The sequence below is a fragment of the Chryseobacterium lacus genome, assembly GCF_003336205.1.
GTDB lineage: Bacteria > Bacteroidota > Bacteroidia > Flavobacteriales > Weeksellaceae > Chryseobacterium_A > Chryseobacterium_A lacus.
The window spans coordinates 174940-194567 of the sequence record NZ_QPIE01000006.1 but is presented as its reverse complement, the minus strand read 5'-3'; the positions used below and the strand labels follow the sequence as shown (position 1 = coordinate 194567).

At 37.4% G+C, this 19628-nt stretch carries 16 protein-coding genes; 9 read left to right on the top strand and 7 right to left on the bottom strand.

Annotated elements, in window-relative coordinates:
• The first annotated feature begins 4 nt into the window (after positions 1-4).
• The 3 genes from rlmN (at position 5) to DQ356_RS09320 (ending at position 2612) form a co-directional block, all read left to right on the top strand.
• Complete coding sequence (rlmN, locus tag DQ356_RS09330; protein ID WP_114304213.1) at positions 5-1039, top strand: 23S rRNA (adenine(2503)-C(2))-methyltransferase RlmN; 1035 nt, start codon at positions 5-7, stop codon at positions 1037-1039.
• Positions 1039-1755 carry a YoaK family protein gene (locus tag DQ356_RS09325; protein WP_114304212.1) on the top strand — a complete coding sequence of 239 codons (717 nt, stop codon included), beginning with the start codon at positions 1039-1041 and terminating at the stop codon, positions 1753-1755. Before rlmN ends, DQ356_RS09325 begins: the two co-directional genes overlap by 1 nt.
• A 68-nt stretch (positions 1756-1823) precedes the next feature.
• Positions 1824-2612: a hypothetical protein gene (locus DQ356_RS09320; protein ID WP_228420706.1), complete on the top strand. Its 789-nt coding sequence runs from the start codon at positions 1824-1826 to the stop codon at positions 2610-2612.
• Between the two features lie 53 nt (positions 2613-2665).
• On the opposite strand, the gene DQ356_RS09315 is transcribed toward DQ356_RS09320, so the two are convergent.
• Together DQ356_RS09315 and DQ356_RS11190 are read right to left on the bottom strand one after the other, a co-directional pair.
• Positions 2666-3505 carry a peptidoglycan DD-metalloendopeptidase family protein gene (locus DQ356_RS09315; protein ID WP_114304210.1) on the bottom strand — a complete coding sequence of 280 codons (840 nt, stop codon included), beginning with the start codon at positions 3503-3505 and terminating at the stop codon, positions 2666-2668.
• The gene (locus tag DQ356_RS11190; protein WP_126723276.1) at positions 3475-4050 is read right to left on the bottom strand and encodes a M23 family metallopeptidase; all 576 of its coding nucleotides are present in this window, start codon (positions 4048-4050) and stop codon (positions 3475-3477) included. The genes DQ356_RS09315 and DQ356_RS11190 overlap by 31 nt, the downstream gene beginning before the upstream one ends.
• Positions 4051-4168: 118 nt before the next feature.
• Between DQ356_RS11190 and DQ356_RS09310 the strand changes: the two genes are divergently transcribed.
• Positions 4169-5146 (top strand): polyprenyl synthetase family protein, encoded by a 978-nt coding sequence (locus DQ356_RS09310; protein WP_114304209.1) that lies wholly within the window; start codon positions 4169-4171, stop codon positions 5144-5146.
• A 2-nt stretch (positions 5147-5148) separates the two neighbouring features.
• Here DQ356_RS09310 and DQ356_RS09305 read toward each other — a convergent pair whose 3' ends face one another.
• Complete coding sequence (locus DQ356_RS09305; RefSeq protein ID WP_166413093.1) at positions 5149-6882, bottom strand: helix-turn-helix domain-containing protein; 1734 nt, start codon at positions 6880-6882, stop codon at positions 5149-5151.
• A 298-nt stretch (positions 6883-7180) separates the two neighbouring features.
• On the opposite strand from DQ356_RS09305, the gene DQ356_RS11185 reads away from it, so the two are divergent.
• Both DQ356_RS11185 and DQ356_RS09300 read left to right on the top strand, forming a co-directional pair.
• Positions 7181-7378 carry a hypothetical protein gene (locus tag DQ356_RS11185; protein ID WP_126723274.1) on the top strand — a complete coding sequence of 66 codons (198 nt, stop codon included), beginning with the start codon at positions 7181-7183 and terminating at the stop codon, positions 7376-7378.
• Positions 7379-7508: 130 nt separating this feature from the next.
• On the top strand, positions 7509-9938 hold the full coding sequence (locus DQ356_RS09300) for an alpha-ketoacid dehydrogenase subunit alpha/beta (RefSeq protein WP_114304207.1): 2430 nt from the start codon (positions 7509-7511) through the stop codon (positions 9936-9938).
• Between the two features lie 42 nt (positions 9939-9980).
• On the opposite strand, the gene DQ356_RS09295 is transcribed toward DQ356_RS09300, so the two are convergent.
• Positions 9981-10244, bottom strand: coding sequence for a hypothetical protein (locus DQ356_RS09295; protein ID WP_114304206.1), 264 nt, complete (start codon positions 10242-10244; stop codon positions 9981-9983).
• Between the two features lie 327 nt (positions 10245-10571).
• On the opposite strand from DQ356_RS09295, the gene lpdA reads away from it, so the two are divergent.
• A complete protein-coding gene (gene lpdA / locus DQ356_RS09290; protein ID WP_114304205.1) occupies positions 10572-11963 on the top strand; it encodes a dihydrolipoyl dehydrogenase in 1392 nt (463 codons plus the stop codon).
• Between the two features lie 78 nt (positions 11964-12041).
• Here the strand turns inward: lpdA and DQ356_RS09285 are convergent, their stop codons facing one another.
• Complete coding sequence (locus DQ356_RS09285; protein WP_114304204.1) at positions 12042-12416, bottom strand: helix-turn-helix domain-containing protein; 375 nt, start codon at positions 12414-12416, stop codon at positions 12042-12044.
• A gap of 103 nt (positions 12417-12519) precedes the next feature.
• Here DQ356_RS09285 and DQ356_RS09280 point away from each other — a divergent pair, with 103 nt between their 5' ends.
• The gene (locus DQ356_RS09280; protein ID WP_114304203.1) at positions 12520-14094 is read left to right on the top strand and encodes a hypothetical protein; all 1575 of its coding nucleotides are present in this window, start codon (positions 12520-12522) and stop codon (positions 14092-14094) included.
• Positions 14095-14115: 21 nt separating this feature from the next.
• The gene (locus tag DQ356_RS09275) at positions 14116-14688 is read left to right on the top strand and encodes a DUF6705 family protein (RefSeq protein ID WP_126723272.1); all 573 of its coding nucleotides are present in this window, start codon (positions 14116-14118) and stop codon (positions 14686-14688) included.
• 52 nt (positions 14689-14740) lie between these two features.
• On the opposite strand, the gene DQ356_RS09270 is transcribed toward DQ356_RS09275, so the two are convergent.
• Both DQ356_RS09270 and DQ356_RS09265 read right to left on the bottom strand, forming a co-directional pair.
• Positions 14741-16978, bottom strand: coding sequence for a PAS domain-containing protein (locus DQ356_RS09270; protein ID WP_114304201.1), 2238 nt, complete (start codon positions 16976-16978; stop codon positions 14741-14743).
• A gap of 114 nt (positions 16979-17092) precedes the next feature.
• Positions 17093-19603 carry a M1 family metallopeptidase gene (locus DQ356_RS09265; protein WP_114304200.1) on the bottom strand — a complete coding sequence of 837 codons (2511 nt, stop codon included), beginning with the start codon at positions 19601-19603 and terminating at the stop codon, positions 17093-17095.
• Positions 19604-19628: the final 25 nt, after the last annotated feature.

Here is a 19628-nt window from a genome sequence, read left to right as displayed (position 1 = left end):
TAAAATGAAAGATATCAGAACTTTATCATTGGACGAACTCAAAGCTTATTTTGAAACTTTGGGAGAGAAACCTTTTCGCGCAAAGCAGATCTACGACTGGCTTTGGAGCAAGAATCTGCATTCGATTGATGAAATGACGAATATCTCAAAAGATCTGAGAGATCAGCTTTCCAAAGATTTTACCATCAATCCAGTTTCTGTAGATCAATTGCAGAAATCTTCAGACGGAACCATCAAAAATGGAGTGAAACTTCATGACGGTTTGCTGGTGGAATCTGTTTTGATACCGACGGAAACCCGCAGCACAGCGTGCGTTTCTTCTCAGGTTGGTTGTTCTCTGAACTGTGAATTTTGTGCTACGGCAAAACTCAAAAGAATGCGGAATCTGGAGGTTGCGGAAATTGTAGATCAGGTAGCATTAATTGACAGACAAAGTAAATTATATTTCAATCGTCCGCTTTCAAATATCGTATTCATGGGAATGGGCGAGCCGATGATGAATTATAAAAATGTCGTAGAAGCCATCAGAAAAATCACAGAACCTGAAGGTTTGGGAATGTCACCACGTAGAATTACTGTTTCTACCTCCGGAATTCCTAAAATGATTAAAATGCTGGCCGATGAAGAACTGAAGGTGAAACTTGCGGTATCTCTTCACTCCGCAATAGAGGAAACCAGAAACGATATTATGCCTTTTTCTTCAAAATTTCCTTTAACCGAGATTATGGAATCGCTGCAATATTGGTATTCCAAAACCGGATCACAAATTACTTTTGAATATTGTGTCTGGGGCGGAATTAATGACAAGGATGAAGACATAAGAGCACTTATTAAATATTGTAGAAAAGTACCGTCAAAGGTGAACCTGATTCAATATAATCCAATCGGAGAAGGAAAATTTGATCACCGCAGTATCAAAGCAGAAGAAAAATATGTCCGGGAATTGGAAAAAGCAGGAATCAATGTATTGATTCGGAGAAGCAGGGGCGGAGATATTGATGCAGCGTGCGGTCAATTGGCCAATAAAAATGGGGCGTAATGTTCTATCATAAGGGAAAAACCCGAACCGAACAACATAATCTTGGTATCGCTTCCCTGCTCGGATTCGTTGCCGGATTGGTGAATGTGGTAGGATTTTTATCCGTTCAGAAACTCACTACGAATGTGACAGGACATTTTGCTTTTTTCGTAGGCGCCGCTTTTGAGCAAAAATTTCAAACTGCTTTTCATATCGCACTGTATGTGTTTTTCTTTTTTCTGGGTGCTTTTTTTTCCAATCTTATGGTGGAAATCTATTCTAGGGTCAGAGAAAATCTTATTTATGTTTTTCCAACGATTGCCGAAGCCGTCATCTTGCTCGTCATCGCATTCAGCAGTGATTATTTAATGTCTGTAAATCCGGATATTATTGCTTTTTCGCTTCTTTTTTCAATGGGCATGCAAAACGCTTTAGTCACTCGAATTTCCAATGCAGTGGTGCGCACAACACACCTTACCGGACTTTTTACCGATATGGGAATTGAATTCTCACAGCTTTTTTTCTACAAAAACCGGCGTCATAAATCCAGGCTTCTCAAATCCATCCGGCTTCGGCTTACCATTATCTGGATGTTTTTTGCCGGTGGAATTGTCGGTGGACTTTTGTATGGTTCTTTCGGTATGAAATCGCTTCTCCTCGGAAGTGTACTTTTATTATTGGGATTACTCTATGATTTTATGAAAATCCGACTTTTACTTTTAAAAAGAAAATCGTGAGAGCAAAAATTATATTGTTGTTTCTTTTCTTTCTGTCTTTTCATATTCAGGCACAACGAATTGATTGGATGAAAATCAGAAAGTATCGGGTAGCTGTACTTTCGGACAGCTTAAAGGAAAATTCTGGTTTAAGTTTATCAAATGGAAAATTATGTACCATCAACGACAGCGGAAATTCTTCAGAAATTTTTAAATTAAATCCTGAAAACGGCGAAATTATCGGGAAAATAAACACGGGACTTCAGAATAAGGATTGGGAAGCAATCACTACAGACGAAAATTATTTTTATATCGGAGATTTCGGGAATAATAACGGGAACAGACGGGACCTGAAAATTTATCGCATTCGGAAAGACAATGTTCAGGATATCCGCGAGATTCCGTTTCAATATCCTCAACAAAAGGAATTTTTGAAAAAGCCACATCAAAACAATTGGGATGCCGAAAGTTTGATCTATAAAAATGGATTTTTACACCTTTTTACAAAGGAATGGCAATCGTATCAAACAACACATTATCGTTTAAATCCCGAAAAGCAGGAAGAAATTCAAAATGCTGAGAAACTGGAAACTTATAACCTGGGGTATCTGGCAACTGACGCCTCTTATTTTAAAGATCACCTTTATATTATTGGATACACAAAGAAAATGGAAGTGTATCTTACTGTATTTCAGGAAGATGATGCCGGATTTTTTTTTAGTCAAAAGCCGCAAAAATATTATCTTGGCCATGCGCTTTCCTTAGGTCAGATTGAAGGAATTGAAGTGGATGAAAATAATATTTATATTTCAGGGGAGTCCTTGCAAACTCCGATAGGAAGGCAAAAGCAGCACTTTTATATTATTCCTAAACCCTAAATAAAAAACGAGTAAATAAAAACGGGTTTTTATCAAAATTTAAATTCTGAATATTAATTCAGAATTTTAAAAGTTTCTTCAAAATTTTCAGAAGAAATTTTCATGAGATAACTTCCTTTAGTTGCATTAAATGGCAAGATGTTGTTGCCTTTTTGAAGAATTATCTCTCTTTTGTTTACCAATCTTCCGGCAATCGAATAAATCTCTACTGTAAATTTTTGGTTTAGTTTACCGTTATATTCCAATTGAATCTGGTGATTTTTCACTGGATTCAGCACTTTAATGATAAAATTATTTAAATGATAATCTGAAACGGACAAAGTTCCATAAGTGAAATGATGCGTTTCCGTCATAGAACCTACCGTAACTTTAGCTTTCCAATTTCCATCCTGATTGAAAGTGGAAGCAGGCAAACTCCAAAACCAATAGGATGCGGAATAAAAAGCATTCATATTGAAACTTGTTGTGTAGGCAATTGTTTGATCCGGGCGGATCAGCTGAATATTAACCGGAGTTCCAATGGCAATATCTGATAGATAAGCATAGATAAAAACGGTTTCGCCGGAATTAAATGAATTTTTAAAATACGTACTTTCCTGTACGCCACATCCGTTATTGAAACTCACCTCTTGGCTATGAGTTGAAAGAGCATTGATTTTCGGATTGTTGTAGTTTTTTTGAACTTGCCACCAAGATTGCGCTCCTGAGCTGGAACTATTGCAAGATCCATGATAAGGATCCACCAATTGGTTACTGCTGTTATATACTTCAAAATGTAAATGCGGACCAGTAGAATTTCCGGAACTTCCCACAATTCCGAGATATTCTCCTGCAGCTACAGTTTGACCAATGTTTTTTGTCGTTAAAGAATTGTTTTTAAATGGCCGTACCATGCCACACTGCCATCGTCATGTTGAACATACACCGCATTCCAGTTGCTAGTGTTGAAATTGCAATTTCTATCATAATTTCCGTTACTTTTTCCTATAATAATTCCCGGAGCAGCAGCTATAACCTCAGCTTGGTTATGATCCATTTGATACCATCCGAAAGGCCACGTGAAAATATCAATTCCTGCATGATTATATCCCGAGTTGGTGTCGTAAGTCCGGTTTCCGCAATTGTAATCCAAAAGCTGATTAGGATAATTGGGATTATGATCTACATAATTTGAAATACTCCAAACTTCATTATAAGGTGCAGTAGCGCTTTTTTTAATAGGCCAAATAAATAATGAACTTGGCAACGAACTTTTAGCTGTAAGTTTTCCTTCAAGTTGTAGTGTTTGCTTGTTCGTTTTCAACATTTTTTGTACAGAAACTCTTTCATCATTCGATAAACATTCTGTAGATTTGAATTGAAATTCCCCACCTCCTGTTTGTGCCATCATAAAATAAGAAGCATAACACAGGATCATAGCTAACATTGCAGTTTTCATAATAATAGTTTTTAATGAATCAAATATAGAAAATTTCTAAAAGCGTCGGGAATAAAATAAATAATTGAATTATATTTGCTGGCAGCGAACAACTAATCATCGACAAATACAACAATTTGTGGCGAACATTGTAGAAGAAATCAAGAAACCCATTGCCGACGAAATGAAACTTTTTGAAGAAAAGTTTTACCAGTCAATGCAGAGTAATGTTCCGCTTTTGGATAGGGTAACCCGTTTTATTGTAACCACGAAAGGAAAACAAATGCGCCCGATGTTTGTATTTCTCTGTGCGAAACTGGTGGGAAATGTAAATGAAAAAACATTTCGTGGTGCTTCCATGATCGAGCTGATTCATACCGCAACTCTGGTGCATGATGATGTTGTGGATGAAAGTTTTAAACGACGGAATTTCTTCTCCATCAATGCTTTATGGAAAAATAAAATTGCGGTTTTGGTAGGAGATTATTTACTTTCCAAATCCGTTTTGCTTTCTACTGATAATAAAGATTTTGATTTGTTGGCAGTTATTTCCCGTACAATCCGGGAAATGTCTGAAGGAGAATTGCTTCAGCTGGAAAAAGCCCGGAAGCTGGATATTACCGAAGAGGTGTATTACGAAATTATCCGTCAGAAAACAGCAACTTTAATTGCGGCGTGCTGCGAAGTAGGCGTACTTTCCAATAATGCAGATGAAATTTTAGCCAAAAAAATGCAGGATTTCGGAACTTTCACGGGAATGGCTTTTCAGATAAAAGATGATTTGTTTGATTATCTGAGTTCCAATGTCATCGGAAAACCTGTAGGAATTGACATCAAAGAAAAAAAAATGACGCTTCCGCTCATTCATGCTTTATCCATCGCTAATGAATCCGACCGAAAGTATTATTTCAATATCATTAAAAGGCACAACCACAATTCCAAAAAAGTGAAAGAACTGATCGGGTATGTGAAAGAATCCGGAGGTTTAGATTATGCTATCACTGTGATGAAAGATTTTCAGGACAAAGCTAAAAATCTTCTGAACGATTTCCCGGAATCTGAAGCTAAAAAATCATTGATGTTGATGCTCGATTACGTTATTGAACGGAAATTCTAATCTTACGCTGTCTCGCTGCTTTCAATTTTCTCCTTCATCAACTTGATGAAATATGAAGGCTTGATCTTAAATTTTCGCTGGAAGTTATCCGAGAAATTTTCTGCACTGTTGAATCCTGTGATCTGGGAAAGTTCCTTCACATCTTTTTTCAGGTAAGTCCAGTCTGTTTTCAGAAGGTGTAGGATATAATCCAATCTCAGGTCATTAATGTAAGTACTGAATTTTTTTCCTTTATACGCATTAATAATCCTCGAAAGATACGTGGAATTAGTCCCGAACATTTCACTAAGTTGTTTCTGGGAGACCTGATTGTCCAGAAAACCGAAGTCTGCTTCGAATTCTTCCAGTTGGGTCAGTACATTTTCCACAACCTGCGGATTGATACCCGGAATTTTGCTGTAATAACTAAGTGGAGAAAAGTTTTCGAGCTGTTGTTCACTGATCAAATGAGGGTCGCTGTTTTTTTCTTTTTGAGGAGTTGCCGTTGTATATTCAGTGGTATCTTCACTTACCGAAGAAGGAGCTTCAGGCAAAATCATTGAACTTGAAGGGCTTGGTTCGAGGTTTTTTTCAGAGATCAATTCATTAAACCTTTTTCTATACGTAATCTGAATATGATAAATCCGATATAAAGAAAGTCCAACGATGACCAATATTCCTGCAAACAGGATATAAATAATGGTATCCCGGGTTTTCAGGGAACTTTCAATTTTTTCTTTTTCTTCTATCAGTTTCTTCGTATCGTACTGTTTATGAAGTGTGGAAGAGAGATATTTATAATTTTTTTCATAAGATTTATCGAGTTGCATCAGTTTATTAATATACTCCAATTGCAAATCCCTGTTTTTTACCGAATCATTATACTTAATCAGAAGTTCATATGCTTCCCGAAATTGAGGTTCGAGATTATTTGATTTATTGTATTCCTTGTCTATGGTCTCAAAATATTTCACAGCAATATGCGGTTTTCCCAAATTCCAATAGGATTTCCCCAGATAAAATATTTCTGTGATATGATCCCATTGGTCTTTGTACAACCTTAATGCATGTGTTAATTTTTTTATTGCGGTGTTATAGTCCTTTCTGTAAAAAGCATCAGTGCCTTGCAACGAAATAAAATAAGGAAAAAATTGCTCCAGATTGTTTTGTTGCACATAAGCAAAAGCTTCGTTTAGTAAAGGTTTGTTTTCTTGATGACGGCCCAGTCTTGAATTGGTATCAATGAGGCTCATCATCGAATACATGTAATAAGTTTGGTAATCTTTTCCTAAAGTAGAGTTGTTCAGGTTTTTTTTAAAAAAATCAATACATTCTCTCAATTCAGCGTTGGCATCTTCATATAAGCCGAGGTAAACTTTATTCTGGGAGATCAGATATTTACTTTTATAGATAATATAATCACTTTCAATCTCTTCCGCATAATTGTGAGAAATGAGAATATCCGCCAAAGCTTTTTCATACTTGACATTAGTCATAAAAACAATACCTCGGTTAAGATAAGCATTGGCGAGAAGCCTTTTATCATTGGAACTCTTTCCAATAACAAGCGCGCTGTCAGCATATTTTAAGTTTTCAGGAGATTTTGAAAAAGCAGTAGCATATCTATAAGCGAATAAAAGTGCTTCTGGATTTTTTTCCGCCTTGGCTTTTGCAATGTAAATCCGGATCATTTTCCAGATCTCAGCATCATTGTCATGGGATTGATCTATTTTTTTTTCAATTTGTTCGTAGGTCAATTCTTTAGAATAATTATTTTGACCGTATAAAAGATAACAGGGGAGTGCTAACAGCAGGGATAAGATTAATTTCCTGAAAATCATTTATTTAAGTTCTTTATTTTTATTTTTTACCGGTTTCTGAACACAGCTTTTGCGAATTTACGCCTATTTTTTCTAAAAAACCTTCCCCCAAATTGCTAATTTCCCTGTTATTTTTTATAAACCACCGGTGCGAATATTTGATTGGTATAGCCAAATGCTCCTACATTTGCCTCAGTAATAACAACAGAATTTAAACCAACTAAAAATAATTATTATGAAAAAACTTATTATAACAGCATGTGTACTTACCTTATTAGGAACTGTATCTTGTAGAACGCATGACGATATGATTAGCCCTGAGGATACTGCAAATCTGGAAGTAATGGAAAACTCAGCAATGGCTCGGGATTCTGCACAAGGTAGAGATTTAAGTATTTTACCAGGCGATCCACTTCCTCCACCAAGAAAATAAATTAATATTATTAAATAAATTTTTTTTCATCATTTGTGTTTTTTTTCTTCCGCTGTTGTGAAACACCGGAAGATTCTTTTTTATACCAAAAGTACAATTTTCATATCTTTGCTGAATATAATCATTCAAAATGCAGACTACCTATATAGATACACAGCAGATTTCCTTCGAAGATTTTAAAAAATCCGTGCTTCAGGATTATCGATTGGGACGCATTTCCCGAGAGATGTCCCTGCTAGGAAGAAGGGAAGTGTTGACCGGAAAAGCTAAATTCGGAATTTTCGGAGACGGAAAGGAACTTCCGCAATTGGCGATGGCCAAAGTATTCCGGGATGGTGATTGGCGTTCAGGATATTACCGAGACCAGACTTTTGCATTGGCAGTAAACGTTTTAACCATAGAAAGTTTTTATGCACAACTGTATGCAGATACAGATATAACCCGTGAACCAGCTTCAGCAGGAAGACAAATGAACGGGCATTTTGCTTCCAGAACATTGAATGAAGACGGGAGTTGGAAAGATTTAACAAAACTTAAAAATATTTCTTCTGATATTTCCCCAACCGGTGGACAAATGCCAAGGTTGCTTGGCCTGGCTCAGGCTTCTAAAGTTTTCAAACAGATAAAATTTGATGGTTCCGAAAAATTTTCCAACAACGGAAACGAAGTTGCTTTTGGAACTATTGGCGATGCCTCTACTGCTGAAGGCCACTTTTGGGAAACCCTGAACGCAGCGTGCGCATTACAGGTTCCCATGATTGTCTCCATTTGGGACGATGGCTATGGAATTTCTGTTCCTACTCATAATCAGCGCGCTAAAGCTGATATTTCAGAAATGCTCTCCGGTTTTCAGAGAAAAGAAGGAGAAAATCAAGGTTGCGAAATTATCCAGGTAAAAGCCTGGGATTATCCTGCCTTATTAGATGCCTATGCAAAAGCGGAACATTTTGCGAGAACAGAAAGTATTCCGGTAGTAGTTCATGTTGTGGAAGTGACGCAGCCTCAAGGACATTCCACTTCCGGATCACACGAACGGTATAAAAATGAAGAAAGGCTCACCTGGGAAAGTGAATACGATGGTTTGCTTAAATTCCGTGAATGGATTCTGAGCTATTCTGTAGAAATAGAAGGTCAGGAAGAAATTTTGGCCACTTTAGAGGAATTAAATGCGATAGATGCTGAAGCAAAGAAGACAGTAAAAGAGGGTCAGAAAAAAGCCTGGGAAGATTATCAAAGACCAATTGTTGCACTAAAAGATCAAATATTGCCTTTGGTAGAAAAACTTACCTATGAAAACAATGAAATTTCTGCTGAAGTAATCAAGTTTAAAGCATTGATTTCTGTTGCGAAAAGAGATATTTTCCATCTTGCCAGAAAGGCTTTACTGTTAACCCGTGGTTCAGTTTCTGCTGAAAGAACTCAGCTTCAAAAGAAGTATGATGAACTCTTCGCTGTTGAAAAAGACAATTATTCCTCTCATTTATATTCGCAATCCCAGTGGAAAGCTACCCATGTAAAAGAAGTAAAACCAGTCTTTAGTGAAAGTTCTGAAGAAGTGGACGGCAGAGTGGTAGTGCGTAATAATTTTGATAAAATTTTTGAAAAATATCCTGAAACCCTGATCTTTGGTGAGGATACAGGAAATATTGGCGATGTGAACCAAGGCTTGGAAGGAATGCAGGAAAAATACGGAGAAATGCGGATTGCAGATACCGGAATTCGTGAAGCCACCATTCTTGGGCAAGGAATCGGAATGGCAATGCGAGGATTAAGGCCTATTGCTGAAATTCAGTATTTGGATTATATTCTTTATTGTTTACAGGGTATGAGTGATGATCTTGCTACCGTACAATATCGCACCCGTGGCGGACAAAAAGCGCCGCTCATTATCCGAACCCGAGGACATCGTCTGGAAGGAATTTGGCATTCAGGGTCGCCGATGGCAGGAATTATAAATCTCTCAAAAGGAATTAATATTCTGGTTCCAAGAAATCTTACAAAAGCTGCCGGTTTTTACAATACGATGTTGCAGAGCGACGAACCAGCACTCATTGTAGAATGCCTGAACGGATATCGTTTGAAGGAAAAACAACCGGATAATTTGGGAGAATTTACCGTTCCTGTAGGGAAAATTGAAACTACGAAAGAAGGAAAGGATGTTACTTTGCTAACGTATGGTTCCACCTGGAGATTGGTGATGGAAGCAGCTTCGGAATTAGAAAAACTCGGAATTTCTGCAGAGGTTATTGATGTTCAGTCACTTATTCCTTTTGATTTAACTCATGAAATTTCAGAAAGTGTGAAGAAGACCAATCGTCTTGTGGTCATTGATGAAGATGTGGAAGGCGGAACCTCGGCATTTATCCTGCAGCAGATTCTGGAAAAGCAAAAAGGATTCCGATATCTGGATAGCGATCCGCTTACGCTTACGGCAGAAAATCACCGGCCGCCTTATGCAAGCGATGGCGATTATTTCAGTAAACCGTCTGTGGATGATATGGTGGAAAAAATTTACGGACTGTTCACCGAAATTAATCCGAAGAAATTTCCCGCTCTATAGAATTACTAAAACTGCTGACTTTCGGCAGTTTTTTTATGAATCTCATTTCTTCAGGAAACTCCAGAAGTTTTGCATCCTTTTCTCTATTTTCAGGAGATTATTTTTTACGAGTGCCTCTACAAATAGGGAAGGGTTTTCGTACGGAATGTCAATATTCTCGAACGTCATTTTTCTGTGAGCGTAGCCTTTCATAAACTCTTCATTCGTATGCCAGGGTTCAATGTCATTTTTCCTCATCCAGGTGACAAACTCCGAATTGCTTTTTACGTTCACACTTTTTCTTCGTTTCAACAAAGTGTATTTCATGATAACTTAACTTTTTTATCCGAATTGCAGGGTATGCATTACAGATCTGTTTTTACATTTGTGTTATTTATGATTCCAAATGAATGAATTTACATTATGAAATCAGGAATCTCATTAATAATTAAATTTATCTTTCTAAAAGAATTATTCTTAATAATTAATACGAAATTGTATTGCAAATCTATATATTTTTTTTGAATATAAAAAAATCAACTATGTTGTTCACGTTGTATTAACATATTGCTAATAGAGTCTGGTTTTTACATTTGATGATTTGTTAATTTTCACTAAGATTTATTTTTGTAATTTTGTTTAAATTTTAGGAAAATGAACTACGATATTATTGTTGTCGGGAGTGGTCCCGGAGGATATGTTACTGCAATCAGAGCTTCACAGTTAGGATTCAAAACTGCCATTGTTGAAAAAGAAAATTTAGGAGGAATCTGTTTGAACTGGGGTTGCATCCCTACGAAAGCCTTGCTGAAATCTGCTCATGTATTTCATTATCTGAATCATGCAGAAGATTACGGACTGAACAAAGTGGAAAATCCCGGATTTGATTTTTCTAAAGTCATCCAGAGAAGCCGAGGTGTAGCGTCAAAAATGAGTGGCGGAATCCAGTTTCTGATGAAGAAAAACAAGATTGATGTCATTATGGGAAGTGCCAAAGTGAAGCCCGGAAAAAAGATTGAAGTTAAAGATGCAGAAGGAAAAACTTCCGAATATGCAGCTCAACATATTATCATTGCAACCGGAGCCCGTTCCAGAGAATTGCCCAACCTTCCACAGGATGGAAAAAAGGTGATCGGTTATCGCCAGGCTTTAGCACTTCCGGAACAGCCAAAATCCATGATTGTAGTAGGATCCGGTGCGATAGGAATTGAATTTGCTGATTTTTATAATACGATGGGAACTAAGGTAACGGTGGTAGAATTTATGCCGAATATCGTGCCTGTAGAAGATGAGGAAATCTCAAAACATCTTGAAAAATCTTTGAAAAAATCAGGAATTGAGATCATGACCAATGCGTCTGTGGAAAGTGTGGATACCTCCGGAAACGGCGTGAAAGCTACCGTAAAAACTTCAGGCGGCGAGATCACTTTAGAAGCAGATATTTTACTTTCAGCAGTGGGAATTTCTGCAAATATTGAAAATATCGGCTTGGAAGATGTGGGGATTCAGACTGATAAGGGAAAAGTTTTGGTAAATGATTGGTATGAAACTTCAGTGCCGGGTTATTATGCCATCGGAGATATCATTCCTACTCAGGCGTTGGCACACGTTGCTTCTGCAGAAGGAATTACCTGTGTGGAAAAAATTAAAGGAATTCACATCGAAAAAATTGATTACGGAAATATTCCAGGATGTACCTACTGTCACCCGGAAGTTGCTTCAGTAGGGCTTACCGAGAAGCAGGCAAAAGATCAGGGTTTTGAAATAAAAGTTGGAAAGTTCCCGCTTTCTGCATCCGGAAAAGCTACCGCTAACGGAAATACGGACGGATTTATTAAAGTGATTTTTGACGCCAAATATGGCGAATGGCTTGGTTGTCACATGATTGGCGAAGGTGTTACAGATCTGATCGCCGAAGCTGTCGTCGCCAGAAAACTGGAAACAACAGGACATGAAATCATCAAATCAATTCACCCGCATCCTACAGTTTCGGAAGCCATCATGGAAGCCGTAGCCGCAGCTTATGGCGAAGTGATTCACATTTAATTTTCATCAAAATTTGACAGTAAAAAGACCGTTTCATCGTAATTGAAACGGTCTTTCTTTTATGATGTTTTTTTGGATTTATTTGTTGATGAGTTTCTCAATCAGCCTATTCTGAGATTCAATAAGCTGGGTAATGTTTTGTTGGTTTTTTAGGATATTTTCAATTAACTCGGGAGATTGCATATTTGTTATGTGACAATATTGTTGAATACCAAAACTAGAATCCTTAAATTCATTATTGGAAAAAATAATGTTTTGACTATCATTAAGTAAATCATTAATATCTACTTCCAGTTCTTTAGCGATCTTGTTCAAAAGCAAAGAATTAGGAATGCTTTTATCAGATTCAATATTAGAAATAGTTCCTTGCGTTACATCTAATCTTATTGCGAGATCTTCTTGTGACCATCCTTTTATCTCACGATGTCTCCTCACTTTATGACCAATACTCATTTATTAAAATTTTAATCAAAAATAATAAAATTGTAATGACATTGGTAGGAAACTTATTCTAATTTCGGAGAAAATTAATTGTAACTAAAAAACTTATTAACGTATGAAACTCAAATTGTTAAGCTTTCTGCTTATTCTTTTGGTGCTGGCAGCCTGCAGAAACGATCACTTACAGGATTTGCATTATCAGGAAGAAGGAGCAAAAAGTGAGTTGGTATCACGAATCATTTCTTTGAATGAAAGTGTGCACAAGCAAAAATTACTTCCTCAGCTGAAAGCAGCCAAAGAAAATATCAAAAAAACAATGCCGAAAAACATATTTGGCAAAATGGTGAGTTTCGGGGACAGTATTAGTATTGATACCGAGCAGGTAATCTACATTGAAAACGGACCGAATTATCATACCTATACTTTCGCGATAGAAAGAACTAATCCTTCTCCAAATGATCCTATGGAGAATTTGCTGCTTACCCCACTTCCCGACGGAACGTATAAAGAATTTATTGTTACCTATAATTTAACCCAGCAAGAAAAGAATAACATTAGAAATGGAATATATTCCTATGCTAATAATTCAACTGTTAGTGAACTTGCTTCTGGCACTTTTAACGGAAACAATCAGCTTGCAAGAATGAGTTGTGGCTGGACGACCGAGACAATTTGGGTTTCCTGCAGCCAACATCAACACGATCAATCTAATTGGCAAGATTGGGGCAGCTGTATTGCTGAAATCCCTCCCAGTGTTTATACAATTACTAAATATAGCTGTTTAGAAGAGGAAGATGAAACCATAGCTCCCTCTGATCCACCTGGAAGCGGAGGCGGGGGTGGAGGCGGAAGTCTCGATCCACCATGTGAAACTTGTCCACCACACACTCCTGTAGAATGTATAGAAATTCCAACCGAGCCTACACAACCTTCCACGGGAATAGGTGATGATGGAGGATGTATCATAGGAATTCCTACACTTCCGAATTTGCCTCCTCTGGACCGCAGGACACCGTGTGAGAAAACGAAACAAATGTTGCAAGATCCGACAGTACAGGAAAGGCTTGAAGCCCTGAAAGAAAAATCAATGAAAACAAATGATGAAGCTGGCGAAATTGGTTTTGCAGTAGATGCGAATGGCAACCCAACAAATATAGTACAAGGTGGAGCTCATCACATAAAGCTCCAGAGTTTGTTGCCCGGAAATACCGGTTATTATCATAATCATACTCCAGAGGGAATTAAGATGCTGTCTCCACCAGATATTAGTGCCTTATTTACTACGATTGTATCTTCTCCTGCCAGTACTCCTATTACAACTCCTTTTGAAGGGTTTGTAGCAAAAGAAGCATGTGCTTGTGTTGGAGGTTTCAGGTATTTTAATTATCTGATTCGGTTTAATGGTACATTGCAATATGCAGGGACTATTTCTCAGAAAAACTATGATTTCGACAGATTAGAAAAAGATTATCAAAAAAAGGCGAGAGCTTTAGAGGGAAATGCAAATTATGTGGATAATATCGGCCAGAATCTTAACCATAAAGGAGTCGAAAAACTTTTATTCAGTACCTTTGGTTTGATGGATATAGCTCCAGCTAATATGATCGTACATAGAATTGACGAAAATGGTAACGTAGATAACATTACCTTAGATGCCAACGGCAACCCAATAGCAACATCATGTCCTTAAAATACAAATTAATAATTAATTATGAAAACATTATACACGCCGTTTTTTATATTAGGACTCTTATTGAGCTTCCTTTCATGCAGAGCGCAAACTTTACCTATTAATACTGACATAGATGAAATTCCACAAGGTGCTTATTTAAAAGATTTGAATAATGAACTAACTCCTTATATTGGTACATATAAAACTGCTTATCAGGGTAAAGAAATAACACTTTACATTACAAAACAAGAAAATAAATTAGAAAAAAGCACAAAAAAAACGTATTATATGGATGCTTTAATTATAAAATATATTGTAAAGAATATTAGTACTGGAATAATTTTACAAGATACCTATAATCTCAGTCTTCCTCATATTGAATTGTATAGCTATTGGACATTACCATATAAAAACTCTGTTGTCTTCTTGTATAGTGGTACTAATTGTCGTGTTGGTTGGGGTGATATAATTTTAAAGAAACTTAATCCAACTCAAATTTCTTGGGATTACAAGCCCAACAGTAGAGTTCTAAGAGATGGTGATTGTCCGGGTAATCCTGACCTTACAGTTTATTTACCAGTAACCAAAGATTTGATTTTTACTAAACAATAAATTTAAACCGCCAACTTCGGCGGTTTTTAGTTTAATGGTAAGGAAAGAATTGTTATTTCCCCGGCAAACAAAAACTGAATTTTGAGCCTTTGCCTAATTCGCTTTGTACTTTTATTGTGCCTTCACTTCTTTGAATAATTTGGGATGAAATGTATAAACCAAGCCCCATTCCTTCAAAAGTATTGCTGGAGTCTCCGTTCACCCGATAAAATTGTTCAAATATTTTTTCGAGTTTGTTATCGGGAATACCAATACCGAAATCTTCCACGGAAAAACACGCGTTTCCTTCCTCATCAGTATGGCTGTAAATCACTATTTTTTCTTTGTTTGGTGAATATTTGATGGCATTGGAAATGAAATTCTGCATTACTTGTTGGATGCGTTCCCGGTCGCCTTCCACGAGTCCTGTGGAACCGAGTTTTGAAATAATTTTGTGATTCCCATTGGATATTTTTGCTTCTTCAGCTACTTCTGAAACCAAGTCATCAAAATCGAATACAGTTTTATTGAGAGGCAATTGTCCATTTTGGATCTTCGTAACATCCAGAAGATCAGTAATTAACTGATTCAGTCTGTTGATTTGAATTCCCATTTTGCCTGCATATTCTGCTCCTTTTTCATACCCTTCCTGTTTCAGCATTCGTTCCAATGCTTGTGCGTAGAGTTTGATGCTGGTAAGCGGAGTTTTCAGTTCGTGGCTTGTGATGGCAAGAAAATCATCTTTTTGTTTTAGAAAAGTTTTAAATTCATGAATGTCTGTAGTAGAGCCGATCCATTTTGAAATTTTACCATCATCAGATTTGATGGGAATGCCTCGATGCAGATACCAATGATAGGTTCCTGGATTATCTTTCTTTTCCAGTCGGTATTCTACTTCGTGCAACTCGCCGGTTTCCATATTTCTTTTCCAGGTTTCTTCTAAATTTTTGAGATCGTCTTTATGCACAATCTCTTTCCAGTTTTTTATATGAATTTCATCTTTTGGCAGGCCAGACAATTCATACCATCGTTCATTGAAATAATCTACCTCGCCATCAGGTTTTGCTGTCCATACAATCTGGGGGATGGTATCTGCCAAATTCTTAAAACGGAGTTCACTTTCCTGTAGTTTTCTTTTGAGTTGTATTTCCTCAGTTATGTCGTAACCTACTGAAACAATAGTGTTTTCGCTTTCCCCTAAATCTATAGGTGTGAAAATGTAATTCATATACCGAGGTTTCTCAAAATGGGGGAGTTTTACTTCAATTTCTTTGATCTGAATTTGCCTTCCGGTTTCATATGCCTGTTTCAAATAACCGATTATAAAATGATTTTCAAGTTCCGGATATGCTTCTATCAATGTTTTACCAATTCGTCGGTTATTTTTCCCCCATAATTCAGAAACTCCGCGATTGCTCATTTCAATTGTGAATTCTGGTCCTCTCAAAACGCTCATTGCCAAAGGGAAAGCCGCAATAAATTGTCGCAACCGTTCTTCATTTTTTTCAATTAATTTTTTTGCATTAATTTGTTCTGTCACATCCAGACTCATATTCAGAACCCCGAAAATTTCTCCGTTGCTGTCGTATATTGGTTTGAAACTGAGATTCATATAAACGGCCTGAAATTCATCACCTTGCGGTATCATTATTTTGGCTGCATCTTCTTTATAAATTTTTCCGGTGCGGTACACATTTTTCAGAATCTCAGCAAAAGGTTGTGCAAAAAGTTCCGGCAGCGCTTCCCGAAGCGGTAACCCGGTCAAATCGTGTTTTTCTTTCCAGTATTCTTTTGCTTTTTCGTTGATAATGTCGATAATAAGCTCTTTTCCTTTAAAGAAAATCGTGGGAATTTCTGCTTCCATAATAAGGTTACGGAAACGCGCTTCTATTTTTTCATTTTCTTGTTTTGCCAGAACTTGTTTTGTAACATCATTTGCAATGGTAATAATTCCGGTAATTTCACCCATTGTATTTTTCAACGGAGAATAGGTGAAATCATAATACGAGGTCAGTTCTGCACCGTTTTTTATGAGGGTCATTCTCTTCTCATGACCCGTATGGATCACGCCGTTTTCATATACGTTCAGCAAAATTTTCCTGAATTTCGGACTGTTAAAAAGAGGCTGGACTTCATAAATTGGACGACCGATCACTTCTGCATTCACGCCCATATATTTCAACATTAAACTGTTGGAGGCTTCTACAATCATGTCTTTTCCCTTCAGTACAGCGAGTGCTACGGGAGCTTGTCCGAAAAGTTCGATAAGCGTTTCCGGTTTGAGTTGGTTGTTTTCCAGAAAATTTTTCATATTTGCGAAAATAACAGAATTGGATTTACAAATTGTTATACCTTTTCCATGTTTCTGTTCTAGATTCAATAAAAAAAGGCTTTCCTTCAGAAAACCTCTTTTAATATTTTTTATTTATTGTTGATAAGCGGCTATGGCCTTATTGATCAGTTCCACCTGCTGATGCAGTGATGTGCTTCCCGGATTGGATTTCAGGGTTTGCATTTTTCGGGAAAGCCCGTCTTTCAGCATATTCAGAATCATCATTCTGGCTTGTGGATTTTCGCCTAATTGTCGCTTGGCCTGAATCAGAATTTTGGTGACGCTTTCAGTTGCTTTGGTATTGTCTGAATCCATAATCCAATGAAAGCCTTCTTCGGCTGTTGCACCAAGTTGCGGATCCTGAAATTTAATAAAAGGATAAAAAGCGACCGTGCTTCCGATGGCGTGCATTTGTTTTTCAATTTTATTTTGAACGATCGCAGGAAGTAAAGTGGCGATCACTTCTTCCGATGCTTTCTCGAGATCAACCTGCGCTGCAAAATCCTTGATTTTTGCGGGATCCAAGGAAATAATTCCTGCCAATGAAGTCGCTTTCACCGCACTGGAAGGCGTGTTGAATTTCTTTTCATACAACGCCAAATATTTTTGATTGCCAGTTTTACGAAGTGCAGCAATAGCTGCGGATTGCACCAGCGTTTTGGGATCAGATTCAGCCAGTTTTTCAACTTCCGATAATGTTGCTTTGGCATGACTGGCTTTTGAAAGATCCAAAACATTCAGTGCTTTCATTCGGATCCGGAAGTTTTTATCTTTCAATGCAGCAGCTAAAGTTTTCGCTGCAGCATCATGATCCGGCGTTTTTTCCGCCCCTTCTAAAGCGCGATAACGACTTAAGAAATTTTCAGAACCGTTGTATTGCAATAAATATTGCTCCGGAGTTTTATTTTCAGAAATTTCCGCCAAAAGAATTCCATCAGCATTTAGATTAATGAGATCTGCATTTTTGGAAACAGGAAATCTAAAATCATTTTTGGAACGTGCATTAATCCAAACATTTTTTCTGACAGCTTTTCCATTTTCAAAAATATCAATAGCCAACGGAAACTGAAAATATTCTGATTGAGTTTGATTAACAGAAACCGTAAGTTCTTTTTTGACAGGATCAAAACTCGATGTAAAGCTGAGTTTCGGATGTCCGCTCCCGAAAAACCATTGGTTGAAAAACCAATTCAGGTCTTTTCCAGTGATTTTTTCCAGCGAAAGACGAAATTGATGCGCTTCTCCGGTACCGTATTCATTCGTTTTTAAATAATGATTCATCCCTTCCCAAAAGGCTTCATCGCCCACATAATGCCGAAGCATATGAAGAATTGCGCCGCCTTTATTGTAGGAAACCGCATCGAACATATCTTCACGGGCATGATAATTAAAACGGATCAGATCTTTTGAAATATTCGCCGGATCCATCAGATAACCCTGTATCGCGATCATGAGTCCGTAATCTGCGAAATCTCTTCCATATTTATGTTCGTTCCACAAATATTCCGAATAATTCGCAAAAGATTCGTTCATAGAAAGTTGACTCCAGCTTTCCGTGGTAACTAAATCGCCAAACCAGTGATGAAACAGTTCATGCGTGATAACATCTTCCCATCGGTTTTCATCGATCAAATCTTCTGGTTTCTGTTGTGCTGCATCCGAATGAAGGACGGCTGTCGTATTTTCCATCGCACCGCTTACGTAATCGCGGGCTGTTATTTGAGCATATTTGTTCCAGGGATAATCGTATTTAAGTTTTTTCGAAAAGAATTCCATCATTTCCGGCGTGTTCCCGAAAATTTGTCTGGCAAAAGGTTCATATTCTTTTTCCACATAATAATCGACAGGGATATTTCTCCATTTGTCTTTTACAATAGCATAATCGCCAACGCCCATGAAGAAAAGATACGGTGCGTGTTTTTTGTCCATTACCCAATAATCAGTTCTTAATCCACCGGATTCCTTCACTGAAGATTTCAGATAACCGTTGGAAAGCGTGACGTATTTGTCGGGTACCGTCATATAAATTTCCTGTGTGGTTTTCATATTGGGTTTATCGATAGTAGGAAACCATACCGAACTGGATTCCGTTTCTCCCTGAGTCCAGATTTGTGTCGGTTTATCGGGATCTTTTCCCTGAGCATTAATGAAATACAGGCCTTTGGCATCTGTAATGGCGGCACTTCCTTTTTGTTTCACTTCGTTTGGGCGTGCTGTATATTTGATGAATACAGTATATTCCTGATTTTTCTGATAGGTTTTATCGAGATTAATATGTAGAATATCGTTCTGATAACTGTACTTCAGTGGAGATCGTGATCCATTTTTGTCTACAGCTACTTCATGGATCAGCATTGCTTTCGCATTTAGAACCAACGAATCTGAAGGATAAAAATAAGGTGTTGCTGAAATCCAGGCTTCGCCAATCATTTGTTCCTTTTCGTAATCGAATTTCACCTTCAGTTTGGTATGTTTCAGTTCAGTAGTTTGGGTATGAGTCGCTCTGTAAACAGGTTCTCTTCCGGAAGTTTCGGTTTGCGCGGAAAAGGTTCCTGAACAGAGTATTGCACTAAAGAGAAAGGTGTTTAGAAAAATTTTCTTCATAAGTTACTGTTAATATTGTGGTTTG